The sequence below is a fragment of the Actinomyces sp. B33 genome (assembly GCF_028437565.1).
Lineage (GTDB): Bacteria > Actinomycetota > Actinomycetes > Actinomycetales > Actinomycetaceae > Pauljensenia.
Window position 1 is genome coordinate 349140 of sequence record NZ_JAMRYR010000003.1, and the last position, 12306, is coordinate 361445.

The window sequence follows — 12306 nt, forward strand, 5'->3', positions numbered from 1 at the left end:
GAACGATTCTTCGAGGCATGGGGGAGCGGGGCGCGGGAGCGGCGATAGGGTGGGCGCGTGAACGAGATCGAGGAGGCCGCCGCCGACTGGCTCGACCAGTTGCGCGTCGAACGCGGGGCCTCGCCCCACACCGTCTCCAACTACCGGCGCGACATCGACCGCTACATCGCCGACCTGGAATCCCATGGGATCACCGCGCTCGCCGGGGTGTCCCCCGTCGACGTCGAGCGCCACCTCGCCGACCTGTCCGCCGGCCGGCTGACGGGCCGCCCGGCCGCGGCCTCGTCCGTGGCCCGGGCCAGCGCCTCGATCCGCGGCCTCCACCGTTTCGCCGTCGTCGAGGGCCTGACCGCCGACGACCCCGCCGCGAGCGTCCGCCCGCCCCGCCAGGGCGATCACCTGCCCAAGGCCCTGGGGGTGGACGAGGTCGCCCGCCTCCTCGACGCGGCCCGCGCCGGCGAGGGGCCTGCGGGCCTGCGCGACTGGGCGCTCCTCGAAGTGCTGTACGCGACCGGGGCCCGCGTGAGCGAGGCGGTCGCCCTGTGCGTCGACGACGTCGACCTCGACGACGAGCTGCCCGTCGTCCGGCTGCTCGGCAAGGGGCGCAAGGAGCGCCTCGTGCCCCTCGGGCACGTCGCCAAGGAGGCCCTCGGCGCCTACCTCGTGCGCGCCCGCCCGGGGCTCGCCGCCCGGGGCAGGGGAGGGGCGAGGATCTTCCTCAACGCCCGCGGGGCGCCCCTGTCGCGCCAGAGCGCCTGGGAGGCCATTCAACGGTGCGCCGAGCGGGCCGGCCTCGACCGCCGGGTATCGCCGCACACGCTGCGCCACTCCTTCGCCACGCACCTCCTCGAGGGCGGGGCGTCGGTGCGCGACGTCCAGGAGCTCCTCGGCCACGCCTCCGTCCAGACCACGCAGATCTACACGCGGGTGACGGCCACGACGCTGCGCGAGATCTACCGGTCGAGCCACCCGCGCGCCCGCGCAGGGGCCGCGACGGGGGCCGATGGCCTAGAATCGGGGACGTGACGACCCCAGCGCAGCCCACCCTGACCGGCGAGATCCCCACCGATCCCGAGGACTTCCCCGTTCCCGCGCCGTTGAGCGGGCACGGACCGGCCCGCGTCATCGCCATGTGCAATCAGAAGGGCGGCGTCGGGAAGACGACGACGACGATCAACCTGGGGGCCTCCCTCGCCGAGTACGGCAGGCGCGTCCTCATCGTCGACTTCGACCCGCAGGGCGCCGCCTCCGTGGGCCTGGGCGTCAACACCCTCGACATGGACCAGACGGTCTACACACTCTTGACGAACCCGAAGGCCGACGTGCGGGCCACCGTGTGCCCCACATCCGTCGAGGGGCTGGACATCATCCCCGCGAATATCGACCTGTCGGCCGCCGAGGTCCAGCTCGTCAACGAGGTGGCCCGCGAGTCGGCGCTCGCCCGCGTCCTGCGCCACGTCGAGGACGACTACGACGTGATCCTCATCGATTGCCAGCCCTCCCTCGGTCTCCTGGCCATCAACGCGCTGACCGCCGCCCACGGCGTCATCGTCCCCGTCGAGGCCGAGTTCTTCGCCCTGCGCGGCGTCGCCCTCCTCGTCGAGACCATCGAGACGGTCCGCGACCGCATCAACCCCCGCCTGAAGATCGACGGGATCGTCGCAACGATGGTCGACCAGCGGACCCTCCACTCGCGCGAGGTCCTCGACCGGCTCGGGGACGCCTTCGGCGACCTGGTGTTCACGACGAGGATCGGCAGGACCATCAAGTTCCCCGACGCATCGGTCGCCACCGAGCCGATCACCACCTATGCGCCCAACCACCCCGGGGCGCGCGCCTACCGGAGACTGGCGCGCGAACTCATCGCCCGTGGCGACGCCGCCTGACGCCGGGGTCGCCGCCCAGGTCCCGATCGACGAGTTCCAGGTCGCCCTCGACGTCTTCGAAGGGCCCTTCGACCTGCTCCTCCAGCTCATCGCCCGCAAGAAGCTCGATATCACCGAGGTCGCCCTGTCCGAGGTGACCGACGAGTTCATCGCCCACATGAGGCTCTTCCCGGACCTGTCGCGCACGACGGAGTTCCTCGTCGTCGCCGCGACCCTCCTCGATATGAAGGCCGCGCAGCTCCTGCCCTCGCCCGAGGGGGCCGACGACCTGAGAGCCGAGGACCTCGAGGCCCGCGACCTCCTGTTCTCCCGGCTCCTGCAGTACCGGGCCTTCAAGATGGCGGCCGCCCGCATCGAGCAGGCCCTCGACTCGACCTCTCGCGCCCACCCGCGCCACGTCCCCCTCGAACCCCACTTCGCCCAGCTCCTGCCCGAACTCGTGTGGGTCGCCTCGCCCGAGGACCTGGCGCGGGTCGCGGCCGAGGCGCTGAGCTCCCAGCCGCCGACCGTGGCGGTCGCCCACCTGCACGACCCGGTCGTCCCCGTGCGCGAGCAGGCGCTCATCGTCTCGCGCAGGCTGAGGGCGGCCGGCCGGGCGACCTTCCACGATCTCGTCGCCGACGCGGCTTCGACCGCCGTCGTCGTCTCCCGTTTCCTCGCCCTCCTCGAGCTCTTCAGGCGCGGCGCCGTCGAGTTCATCCAGGAGGAGGCGCTGGGGAAGCTGACGATCTCATGGACCGGCGGCGACGAGGACGTGGACGTAGACGTGGATGACGACTACGGCGCGCACGCGCCCGGGAAGGAGACGCGCGATGGACGCGCAGACGACTGACGACCGCGACGCCCTCGCCTCGCTGGCGGTGCCGATCGAGGCGATCCTCATGATCGCGGCCGAACCCGTGGACGCCGGTCAGATCGCCGAGGCCCTCGACGTCGAGGCCGGCCTCGTCGAGGAGGCCCTCGAGGCCCTCGCCGACGAGTACCGGGGCGCCCGCGGCGGCCGGCCCCGGGGCTTCGAGCTGCGGCGGGCCGCCGGCGGATGGAGGATCTACTCGAGCCCCCGGTGGGCCGACGTCGTCGGGCGGTTCGTCGTGGGCTCCGGTCAGTCGCGCCTGTCCCAGGCAGCGTTGGAGACGCTGGCGGTCGTCGCCTACCGCCAGCCGGTGTCGAGGTCGCGCATCTCGCACATCCGCGGCGTGAATGTCGACGCCGTGGTGCGTACCCTGGTCACCAGAGGCCTGATCGAAGAGGTCGGGGAGTCCGAATCCGGCGCGCGCCTGTACGCGACGACGCGCGTCTTCCTCGAGAGGATGGGATTCGATTCCCTCGACGACCTGGCGCCGCTGGCGCCGTTCTTACCCGCCAGCGACGAGCTGGACGAACTGGAGGAGCAGCTGTGAGGAACGACCCCTACGTCGAGGGCGGCGTGCGCCTGCAGAAGGTGCTGTCGCAGGCCGGCGTCGCCTCGCGGCGCGCGGCCGAGCAGATGATCGCCGACGGGCGGGTGACGGTCGACGGCCGGGTCGTGCGCTCCCAGGGGGTGCGCGTCGACCCCCAGTCGCAGGCGATCCACGTCGACGGGGACCGGCTGATCCTCGACGAGGCCAAGCACGTCGTCCTCGCGGTCAACAAACCCGTCGGCGTCGTCTCCACCATGAGCGACCCCGAGGGGCGACCCACCCTGGCGGACATGATCGTCGACTACCCCGAGCGCCTCTACCACGTGGGTCGCCTGGACATCGACACCTCCGGTCTCCTGCTCCTGACGAACGACGGGGAGCTGGCCAACCGCCTGACCCACCCGTCCTACGAGGTCCGCAAGACCTACGTCGCCCGCCTGCACGGCGAGGTCAAGCCCGGCGTCAAGCGCCGGCTGCTGGAGGGCATCGAACTGGAGGACGGGCCGATCGCCGTCGACTCCTTCCGCGTCGTCGACACCTACGGGGACATCACGACCGTGGAGATCGTCGTCCACGAGGGCCGCAACCGCCTGGTCCGGCGGATGATGGACGCGGTCGGGTTCCCCGTGCGCGAGCTCGTGCGCACCGGGTTCGGCCCCATCGGCCTGGATCGGCTTCAGCCGGGCACGACCCGGCGCGTCAAGGGCAACGCCCTCGTCGCCCTGTACTCGTCGGTCGGACTGTGAGCCGATGACGCCGACGCCCGCCCGCCCGATCGCCACAGCCGGCCCCGTCCTCATCATCGGATCGGGGCTGCTCGGCGCCTCCCTCGGACTGTGCCTGCGCGCCAGCGGCGTCGACGTCTACCTCGAGGACGCCTCCCCGACGGCCCTGCGCCTCGCCCAGGACATCGGCGCCGGAACCCCCCTCGTCGACGCGCCCGACGCGCGCCCCCGCCTCGTCGTCGTCGCCACGCCCCCCGACGTCGTCGACGCGTGCGTCGTCCGCGCCCTGGCCGCCCATCCTCAAGCGGTCGTCACCGACGTCGCCTCCGTCAAGGACGCGGTCGTCGAGGGAGTCCTCGACGAAGCCGCGCGCACGGGGGACGCGTCGCTGGCGCGGCGCTACGTCGGGAGTCACCCCATGGCCGGGCGCGAGCGCTCCGGCGCCGGGGCGGCCGACGCCGACCTGTTCTACGGGCGGCCCTGGGTCATCGTCTCCCACGCGCAGTCCTCCCCCGAGGCCGTCCTCGCCGTGCGCGCCCTCGCCGGGGACGTCGGCGGCGTCGCCCTCGAGATGGACGCGCGCACGCACGACCGGTGCGTCGCCCTCGTCTCCCACGCCCCCCAGCTCGTCTCGTCGATGCTCGCCGCGCGCCTCGTCGACGCGCCCGCCGAGGCCCTGGGGCTGGCGGGTCAGGGGCTGCGCGACACCGCCCGCATCGCCGCCTCCGACCCCCGCCTGTGGACGGCGATCCTCGCGGGGAACGCCGGGCCCGTCGCCGAGATCCTCGCTGCCGTGCGCGCCGACCTCGACGACCTCATCGTCCATCTCGAGGCCGCCGCCGAGCGCGGGCCGCTGCGCGGCGGCAGCGTCGGAGCCGTCAACCGGGTGATGGAGGCCGGCAACAGGGGAGTGGCGCGCATCCCCGGCAAGCACGGCGGGGCGCCGAGCCGCTACGCCGAGCTGGAGGTCCTCATCCCCGACGCGCCGGGCGAGCTCGGGCGGCTCTTCACCGAGCTGGGCGAGATCGACGTCAACATCGAGGACCTCGTCCTGGAGCACTCAGCCGGCCAGAGCGTCGGCCTGGCGCGCGTCATGCTCGACCCGGCGCGCCTGGGGGACGCGTCCGCCGAGCTGGAACGGCGCGGGTGGAGGATCATCCCCCATGCCGGCTGACCGCCCGGGCCACGAGCGGCGTCCGGCCGCGCGCACGGCGCCCGGGGAATCTTCGAGGAGGATCATGTGAACGACCAGGAGCGCCGCGAGCGCATCGCCCGCATCGGCATCACCATCGCCATCGACGGCCCCGCCGGATCGGGCAAGTCGACGGTGTCGAAGCTGCTCGCCGAGCGCCTGGGCATCGGCTACCTCGACACGGGGGCGATGTACCGCTCGCTCACCTGGTACGCGCTGGAGTCGGGGATCGACCTGGCCGACGAGGCCGCGGTGGCCGGAGCCGCCGACGAGATGCCCCTGCGCATGGACTCCCACCCGCGCAACCCCCACTACTGGGTCGGGGACGCAGAGGTCACCTCCGACATCCGCGATCCGCGGATCGCCCTGGCGATCCGCCACGTGTCGACGAATCTGCGGGTCCGAGCGTGGATGGCCCGCGAGCAGCGGGCCCGGATGATGGCGGCCCGCGAGCAGGGATCGGGGATGGTCGCCGAGGGCCGCGACATCACGACGGTCGTGTGCCCCGACGCCGACGTGCGGATCCTGCTCCTGGCCGATCAGGAGGCGAGGCTGCGGCGACGGACCCTGGAGCTGTACGGGGACGCCTCCGAGGAGCACATGGCTGCCGTCCGCGAACAGGTCGAGGGTCGCGATCGCGCGGATTCGGCGGTCTCGGAGTTCATGGAGCCCGCGCCGGGGGTCGCGGTGGTCGACTCGACCGGGCTGGATGTCGGGGGCGTCGTCGAGGCGGTCCTCGCCCTCGTCGACGAAGACCTGCTGGCGCGGGGCTGAGGAGCCGAGCTCAGAGCGCCGGGTGGGCCCGGGCGAAGGCCGCGTAGACCTCCTCGTTGAGCCCGCGCATGAACGCCGGATCGACCTTGGTCACCCTCCGGTCGTAGGTCATCAGCCCGTTGGTCTCCTGCTCGACGTCGCTGACCTGCGTGTAGGTCGAGGCGGTCAGCCCCTTGCGGACGAGTCGCAGAAGCTGGGTGCGGTACAGATCGGCGAGGGCCTCGGCCAGCGCGTTCGCATCGGGAAGGAACCTGTAGCCGAACGCCGTTCCGGGGCTCCACAGGTGCCCGTCGACGGCGAGGTTGAAGCCGCCGAACTCGGAGAGGTAGTAGGGGCGGGGGTCGCGCTGCGTCGGCGGTTTGAGCGCGAGGACGTAGCGGTGGCGCGAGCGGAAGTCCCCGCAGTCATGCCCCTGGTCGAACCATCCGGAGGCGGCGTCGACGAGGCGGGTCGGATCGGTCCTGCGGGTCAAGTCGGCGACGCGGCGGGCGTCGAACTGCCCCCACCCCTCGTTGAACGGCACCCACACGAGGATCGACGGGTGCGCCTCGAGGTGGTGGATGGTCGCGATCCAGTCGTGGAGGAACTCGGCGCGATCGGAGGCTTTGGAACGCCCGGTCCTCCACGCGAAGAACCGGGAGCGGTCGGGGCTGGTGATGTCCAGGCCCTGGATGACGCCCGACAGCTTGATGCCCAAGGGGGCCTTCGCCCCCGAGACGGCGTCCTGGACGAGGACCATGCCCATCCGGTCGGCCAGGTGGTAGAAACGGCGGGACTCGACCTTAATGTGGACCCGGACCCCGTTGAACCCCATCTCCTTCATCGTCCTCATGTCGTGGACGAGGGCGTCCTCGTGGGGCGCGGTCATCCCCGATTCGGGCCAGTAGCCCTGTTGGAGGGGCGCGTTGACGAGGAGGGGGCGCCCGTTGAGGAGGATGTGGCGGCCCTGGCCGGACTTGCGCCGACGGATGCCGGGGCGGCGAGGGTCGGGGTCGGAGATCGCGACGGTGCGCACGGCGATGTAGGAAGAGGTCTCGTCGTCGGCGGTGGTGACGGTGACGGGGTAGAGGTGGGGATCGTCGGGGCTCCACGTCCTCGCGCCGGGGATGACGACATCAGCGGGGCGGCCGGTGCGCACGACGGCGACGACGTCGTCGTGGGATCTGCGGTGGATGCGCACGGTCGCGTCGGCGGGCGGCCCGTCGGAGGAGACGAGGAGGGTGAGGGTCTCGAGGTCGTCGTGGGCGCGCGCGGCGACGCGGGTGAGGGCGGCGGCGGGCAGGGGCTCCATCCATACGCTCTGCCAGATGCCCGAGGTGGGCGTGTACCAGATGGTCTCGGAGGACAGCGCCTGCTTGCCGCGCTGCTGCATCCCCGTGTCCGTGGGGTCGGTGACCTCGACGCGCAGGCGCACCCGGTCGCGGCGGGTGTCGGGGATCTCCGCGGTGAAGGGGAGGTAGCCGCCGGTGTGGGCGACGACGAGGCTTCCATCGATCCAGACGCGCGCGTGATAGTCGACGGCCTCGAAGGTGATGGCGATGCGGCGTCCGCGCCAGTGCCGGGGGAGGGCGACGGTGCGCTCGTAGACGAGGACGTCGGCGGGCGTCAGCGGGCGCTGGACTCCGGAGGCCGCGGTCTCGACGGCGAAGGGGACGAGGATCGTGCCGTCCCACTGGTCGATGGGCAGCGGGTCGGGGGAGGCGGCGTCGGCGGCGCCCGGGACGATGGCGTAGTCCCATTGCCCGTTGAGGCTCTCCCACTGGTCGCGTCGGAGCATCGGGCGCGGGTATTCGGCCAGGGGGGTGTCGGTGGGGGAGGGCGCCCATGGGGAGGCCAGTGTCGTCGCCTGGGTCATGGGTCTGATCGTAGCCGGGACGGGCGGCGAGGCATTCGGGGCGTGCTGGTGCCGATTGGTCTTCGAGGGCCCTCGTGGGCTATCATTTCCGAGTCGCCGCGCGATGCGGTGAGAAGTGAATACGGGCTGTGGCGCAGTTTGGTAGCGCACTTGACTGGGGGTCAAGGGGTCGTGGGTTCAAATCCCGCCAGCCCGACAAGCGAAACCCTTGTAAATCAGCGAATACGGGCTTTGGAGTGCTTGCTCTGAGGCCCGTTTCTTCATCGTGGCGCGATGGTGGCGCGGGATAGGACCAGATCATCGACCGGCCCTCACCGGACGCGCCCCGTCACGACGTGAGCGCGCCGCGACGGCTCGGACATTGGTGCCCTGGGCAGTCACCCAGATCCTAGGATGATCTCCATGGTCGACGTCGTGGTCGTGGAACTCGGGCCAGAGCGCTCGGAGCTGCTCCGTCGCGCAACCCTCGGGAACATGAACTGGTGCGCGGAGCGGTTCACCATGCAGGACGTGTTGAGTAACCCGGAGCTCGTGCACTACACCGAGTTTCGGCCCTCCCGTGGCGACTTCGGCGTCGTTGCCAGGACCGGGACCGAGGAGGTGGGCGTCTGCTGGGCGTCGTTCCTTCCGGGAACAGATCCTGGTTATGGCTTCATCGACGGCAACACCCCGGAGGTCAGCCTGTGGGTGGCGGCAGCGTTGCGAGGGCAGGGCGTGGGCCGACGTCTGCTCGTTGCGCTTATCGAGGGGGCGCGTCAGCGAGGCATTGAACAGATCAGCCTGAGCGTCGAGAGCGACAACTACGCGAGGCGTCTCTACTCGTCCTGCGGCTTCGAGGAAGTCGTCGGCCGGGAGGCTGATGGAGTCATGCTGCTCCGCCTTGATCCGACCACCCCCTAGGTATATTTCCCTGTGACGTGGTGAACGTGTTGTGAGGGGTGGCCGTTGAGACTGGTGTGGGATCGATGGTGGTGATTGTCATATAGCGTAGGTGGCAGTGCGTTCGGTTTCGCTAGTGTGAGGCTGAACGCAAGCCCACTAATACCAATAAATCCAAAAATATGCACCAAGATTTCACAAAGTTGGGCTGGTGGGATTTGACCCCACGACCGTGACTCGAAGGCTTCAACCGGATCCGGTGGTCTCTCCATTCGACTTGCGGCTACTCGACTGCCGCTTGACGGACACCGAAATCGCGACGCAGCAGCACGATGCGGCGGTGATGATCGCGGTGGCGCAGCAGAGGGCGAGGGCGGTTGACGAAGTCGAACCCGACCCGGGTCCGCCTACTTGCGGCGGCGCTCGCGCACGCGCACCGAGATCTGGATCGGGGACCCCTCGAAACCGAAATCCTCGCGCAGGCGCCGTTCGATGAAGCGGCGGTACCCCGGGTCGAGGAACCCCGTCGTGAACAGGACGAAGCGCGGGGGACGGCTCGACACCTGGGTGCCGAAGAGAATTCGGGGCTGCTTGCCGCCGCGCAGCGGATGCGGGTGGGCGGCGACCAACTGGCCGAGGAACGCGTTGAAGCGCCCCGTGGGGATGCGCGTGTCCCACCCCGCCAACGCCGTGTCGAGCGCCCGGGCGATCCGGTTCGTGTGCCACGTCGTCTTCGCCGACAGGTTGATCCTCGGCGCCCACTGGACCTGGACGAGTTCGCGCTCCAGCTCCGCTGAGAGCTCCTTCTGGCGCTCCTCGTCGACGAGATCCCACTTGTTGTTGACGATGACGAGGGCGCGCCCGGCGTCCACCGCCTGCTGGACGACGCGCACGTCCTGCTCGGTCAACGGCTCCGACCCGTCGAAGAGGACGAGGGCGACCTCGGCCTTCTCCAGGGCGGCCTGCGTGCGGATCGACGCGTAGTAGTCGGCACCGGTCGTCCGGTGCATCTTGCGCCGCACGCCCGCGGTGTCGACGAACCACCATTGGCGCCCGTCCAGCTCGATGAGCTCGTCGACGGGGTCGCGGGTCGTCCCCGCCAGCTCGTTGACCACGACCCGCTCGGACCCCGCCACGGCGTTGAGCAGCGACGACTTTCCGACGTTGGGCCGACCGATGAGGGCCACGCGGCGCGGGCCCCCCTCGGGCAGGGCGGAGGCGATCGCGGACTCGTCGGGGAGGACCTCCATCACCGCGTCCAGCAGGTCCCCGGTCCCGCGCCCGTGGAGGGCCGACACCGGGTGGGGCTCGCCCATGCCGAGGGCCCACAGGTAGGAGGCGTCGGCCTCCTGCTGAGCCGAATCGACTTTGTTCGCGGCGAGCACGACCGGCTTGCCCTTGGCCCGCAGCATCGTGACGATCCTCTCATCGGAGGCCGTCACCCCTACGGTCGCGTCGAGGACGAGGACGACCGCGTCGGCCAGGTCGACGGCGATCTCCGCCTGGTCGGCCACCGACCGGTCCAGCCCTTTGACGTCGATCTCCCACCCGCCGGTGTCGACGAGCGTGAAGTCGCGCCCGGCCCACTCGGCCCGGTACGACACTCGGTCGCGCGTCACCCCCGGGGTGTCCTGGACGACGGCCTCGCGCCGACCGAGGATTCGGTTGACGAGCGTCGACTTGCCGACATTGGGTCGGCCCAGGACGGCCAGGACCGGCAGGCCCGCCGCGGCCTCGTCCTCGGACGGGTCCTCCATCCGGCCCGACAGGATGGCCAGGTCCTCCTCGTCGAGGTCGAACTGGTCGAGGCTGGCGCGCATCGCGCGGGCCCGCGCCTGGGCGTCCTCGACCGGCTCCTCGACGGGGGCATCGGTCACGCGGGCGTCAAGATCGGCTTCGAAGTCGTTCACCCCGCCATCCTACGGGGTGGCGGGGTCGACGGCCGTCCGGCTCGTCAGTCACATACGCGCCAGCGGCGCGCAGGCGAGGACCTCGCGGGCGACGTCGACGTCGTTGTACGCGTGCTTGACGCCCTCGACCTCCTGATACCACTCGGCGCCCTTGCCGGTGACGATCACCGTGTCCCCGGCCCCGGCGGCCAGGATCGCCTTGCGGACGGCGTCGCGCCTGGACGTGACGATCTCGACGACCCCCTCGAGGCCGGGCCGCTGGCTCGCGACGCCGCGCATGAGCGCGTCCCGGATCCGCTGGGGGTCCTCGGTCCGCGGGTTCTCATCGGTCACCCACAGGACGTCGGCTCCCCGGGCGGCGACCTGCGCCAGGTGCTCGCGCTTGGAGGCGTCCCGGTCCCCGTCGGTGCCGAAGACGATGACGAGGCGCCCGCGGGTCAGCTCCCGGGTCGAGCGCAGCGTCCACTCGAGGGCCTCGGGCGTGTGCGCGTAGTCGACGATGACGAGAGGCTCGTCACCGGGGGAGGGGTTGACCTTCTCCATGCGCCCGGGGATCTGGTCGGCGGCCTCGACGGCGCGGATCGCCTCGTCGACGTCCAATCCGATCTGGACGGCCGAGACGATCGCGAGCGCCGTGTTCTGGACGTTGACGTCGCCGAGGATCGGCATGGCCACCGGTCGGCCCTGCCCCCGCGGGTCGACGAGGGTGAACACGGTCCGGCCGATCGCCGGGTCCGGATGCGTGTCGCGGACCATCCAGTCGGCCGGTTCATCGGTCAGCGCCGAAACGGTCGCCACCGGGATCCGGGACTCGACGGCCAGGCGGCGCCCCCACTCGTCGTCGACGCAGACGACGCCCCTGAGGGCGCGCTCGGGCGTGAACAGGCCCTTCTTCGCCTCGAAGTAGGTCTCCATATCCCCGTAGTAGTCGAGGTGATCGTGCTGGAGGTTGGTGAAGCCGACGACGTCGAGCACCGCCCCATCGATCCGGTGGAGGGACACCGCGTGCGAGGATGCCTCGACGACGGCCGCCCCCAGGCCCTTCTCGTCGGCCAACGCGAGGAAGCGCTGGACGACGGGGGCCTCGGCGGTGGTGCGGGACGAGAGGAAGGACAGGTCGCCGATGCGGGTCTCGATCGTCCCGCACAGCGCGGGGTCGGCGAAGCGGGCCCGCAGGGCCGCGCGCATGAGGTACGAGGTCGTCGTCTTGCCGTTCGTCCCCGTGACGCCCATCGTCGTCAGGCGCGACGCCGGATGCCGGTAGACGTTCGCGGAGATGACGGCCGCCGCCGCGCGCGGGTCGTCGACGACGACGACGGGCAGGCCCCCGGAGGCCGTGTGAGCCTCGCCGGCCCCGGCCTCGTCGGTGACGACGACGTTCGCCCCGGCCCGGCGGGCGGCCCCCGAGAAGCGGGCCCCGTGCCGGACGAGGCCGCCGATGGCGACGAACGCCCACTCGTCGTCGCAGTCCTCGCTGGACACGGTCACGCCGCGGACGCTGACGGCCCCGGGGACCAGGGACTCGTCGGACCCGCTCGCGCCGATGAAACGTCGGACGCCGACGCCGTCGAGCGCGTCGACGAGGTCGATCAGGGGGACGGCTGGGCGGATGTCGACAACGGAAGCCATGGGCCCCACTGTAATGCGCCCGAGTCCGGGACCCGCTGGGGCGGACGGCGGGTGTC

General features: G+C 71.3%; 11 protein-coding genes and 1 tRNA gene. 9 read left to right on the forward strand and 3 right to left on the reverse strand.

What is annotated here, in order from left to right; genetic code table 11:
* Positions 1-57: 57 nt before the first annotated feature.
* The 7 genes from M3T53_RS06105 (at position 58) to cmk (ending at position 5977) form a co-directional block, all read left to right on the forward strand.
* Positions 58-1026 (forward strand): tyrosine recombinase, encoded by a 969-nt coding sequence (locus M3T53_RS06105; RefSeq protein ID WP_272433585.1) that lies wholly within the window; start codon positions 58-60, stop codon positions 1024-1026.
* Positions 1023-1886, forward strand: a complete 864-nt coding sequence (locus tag M3T53_RS06110; protein ID WP_272433586.1) for a ParA family protein — start codon at positions 1023-1025, stop codon at positions 1884-1886. The genes M3T53_RS06105 and M3T53_RS06110 overlap by 4 nt, the downstream gene beginning before the upstream one ends.
* Positions 1870-2718: a segregation and condensation protein A gene (locus M3T53_RS06115; RefSeq protein WP_272433587.1), complete on the forward strand. Its 849-nt coding sequence runs from the start codon at positions 1870-1872 to the stop codon at positions 2716-2718. Before M3T53_RS06110 ends, M3T53_RS06115 begins: the two co-directional genes overlap by 17 nt.
* Complete coding sequence (gene scpB, locus M3T53_RS06120; RefSeq protein WP_272433588.1) at positions 2699-3286, forward strand: SMC-Scp complex subunit ScpB; 588 nt, start codon at positions 2699-2701, stop codon at positions 3284-3286. The genes M3T53_RS06115 and scpB overlap by 20 nt, the downstream gene beginning before the upstream one ends.
* The gene (locus M3T53_RS06125) at positions 3283-4032 is read left to right on the forward strand and encodes a pseudouridine synthase (protein WP_272433589.1); all 750 of its coding nucleotides are present in this window, start codon (positions 3283-3285) and stop codon (positions 4030-4032) included. Before scpB ends, M3T53_RS06125 begins: the two co-directional genes overlap by 4 nt.
* Positions 4033-4036: 4 nt before the next feature.
* Entirely contained in the window at positions 4037-5185 is a 1149-nt protein-coding gene (locus tag M3T53_RS06130; protein WP_272433590.1) for a prephenate dehydrogenase, read from the forward strand.
* Positions 5186-5251: 66 nt separating this feature from the next.
* Positions 5252-5977, forward strand: coding sequence for a (d)CMP kinase (gene cmk / locus M3T53_RS06135; protein ID WP_272433591.1), 726 nt, complete (start codon positions 5252-5254; stop codon positions 5975-5977).
* A 10-nt stretch (positions 5978-5987) separates the two neighbouring features.
* On the opposite strand, the gene M3T53_RS06140 is transcribed toward cmk, so the two are convergent.
* The gene (locus M3T53_RS06140; RefSeq protein WP_272433592.1) at positions 5988-7832 is read right to left on the reverse strand and encodes a glycoside hydrolase family 2 protein; all 1845 of its coding nucleotides are present in this window, start codon (positions 7830-7832) and stop codon (positions 5988-5990) included.
* Between the two features lie 122 nt (positions 7833-7954).
* Here M3T53_RS06140 and M3T53_RS06145 point away from each other — a divergent pair.
* Positions 7955-8028 (forward strand) — tRNA-Pro (locus M3T53_RS06145).
* A 206-nt stretch (positions 8029-8234) separates the two neighbouring features.
* On the forward strand, positions 8235-8732 hold the full coding sequence (locus M3T53_RS06150; protein WP_272433593.1) for a GNAT family N-acetyltransferase: 498 nt from the start codon (positions 8235-8237) through the stop codon (positions 8730-8732).
* A gap of 386 nt (positions 8733-9118) precedes the next feature.
* Here M3T53_RS06150 and der read toward each other — a convergent pair whose 3' ends face one another.
* Together der and M3T53_RS06160 are read right to left on the reverse strand one after the other, a co-directional pair.
* Positions 9119-10588, reverse strand: coding sequence for a ribosome biogenesis GTPase Der (gene der / locus M3T53_RS06155; protein WP_272433715.1), 1470 nt, complete (start codon positions 10586-10588; stop codon positions 9119-9121).
* An 81-nt stretch (positions 10589-10669) separates the two neighbouring features.
* Positions 10670-12250, reverse strand: coding sequence for a UDP-N-acetylmuramoyl-L-alanyl-D-glutamate--2,6-diaminopimelate ligase (locus tag M3T53_RS06160; protein ID WP_272433594.1), 1581 nt, complete (start codon positions 12248-12250; stop codon positions 10670-10672).
* Between the last annotated feature and the right edge of the window lie 56 nt (positions 12251-12306).